Here is a 1,271-nt window from a genome sequence, read left to right as displayed (position 1 = left end):
TGACCTGCCACTGAGAATTTCCTCCAGAATGGATTAGATTCCGGCCCAATAAAGGACGGACGAATGAAGAAGCAGCGATTTACGGAAGAGCGGATTATTGCGGTGCTGAAGGAGCAGGAGGCAGGCATGAAGGTGGCCGACCTGTGCCGCAAGTATGGGATTTCGGACGCAACATTTTATAACTGGAAAGCCAAATACGGCGGTATGGAGGTGTCCGAGGCGAAGCGCCTGAAGGCACTCGAAGAAGAGAACGCCAAGCTTAAGAAGCTGTTGGCCGAGCAGATGCTCGATGCCGCCGCACTCCGCGAGCTTCTCGCAAAAAAATGGTAGGGCCTGCCGCCAAGCGTGACGCCGTTGCACATCTGAAGGACATAATGGGTCTTTCGGAGCGGCGGGCCTGCCAGATTGTGTCTGCTGATCGCAAGATGATCCGCTATCGGTCCTGCCGACCGCCGGAGGTCGAATTGCGGGCGAAGCTGCGCGACCTTGCCAACGAGCGACGGCGCTTCGGCTACCGACGGCTGTTCGTCCTGCTCAGGCGGGACGGAGAGCCATCCGGCGTCAACCGCATCTATCGGCTGTATCGCGAGGAAGGGCTTTCGGTTCGCAAGCGGAAGGCTCGACGAAGGGCCGTCGGCACGCGTGCGCCGATCCTGGTCGAGGCGAAAGCAAATGCCCGTTGGTCTCTCGATTTCGTGCACGACCAGTTTGCATGCGGGAGACGGTTCCGGATTCTCAATATCGTTGATGATGTGACGCGGGAATGCCTGGCAGCAATCCCGGACACCACAATCTCCGGCCGCCGTGTCGCACGGGAGCTGACGACACTGATCGAACGACGCGGCAAGCCAGGAATGATTGTCTCCGATAACGGCACGGAACTCACCTCGAATGCCATCCTGGCCTGGTCGAAGGATCACAAGGTTGAGTGGCACTATATCGCGCCAGGAAAGCCTATGCAGAACGGCTATGTTGAATCCTTCAACGGTCGGATGCGCGACGAATTGCTCAACGAAAGCCTGTTCTTTGGCCTCGATCACGCCCGCAGCGCCATCGCCCAATGGGCCGACGATTACAACAATATCCGGCCACACTCGTCGCTGGGATACCAAACCCCGGCGGTCTATGCTGGATCCATCGCCGCAACCGGCTCCAACGCTGCGCAATATGAAAGCTTGGCGTTTCCGCCGGTTGCTACCAACACGCCAATTGGCGTAGTCAAAACCGCCGAGGCTCTAATCGCCGTTGGATGAAAGTTCAGTGGCAGGTCA

1 protein-coding gene is annotated in these 1,271 nt (G+C 58.1%); it reads left to right on the top strand.

Features of this window, described 5'->3' with window-relative positions:
• The first annotated feature begins 63 nt into the window (after positions 1-63).
• Positions 64-1,253 (top strand): IS3 family transposase gene (locus JNC63_RS21850; RefSeq protein ID WP_155268893.1). Its coding sequence is split into 2 segments (ribosomal slippage): positions 64-316 and positions 316-1,253, totalling 1,191 coding nucleotides; the frame shifts between segments, so codons are not numbered across the junction.
• Positions 1,254-1,271: the final 18 nt, after the last annotated feature.

Source organism: Brucella ciceri (assembly GCF_041930145.1).
Lineage (GTDB): Bacteria > Pseudomonadota > Alphaproteobacteria > Rhizobiales > Rhizobiaceae > Brucella > Brucella intermedia.
The sequence above is the reverse complement of the archived record's forward strand: the minus strand, read 5'-3'. Positions and strand labels throughout refer to the sequence as shown.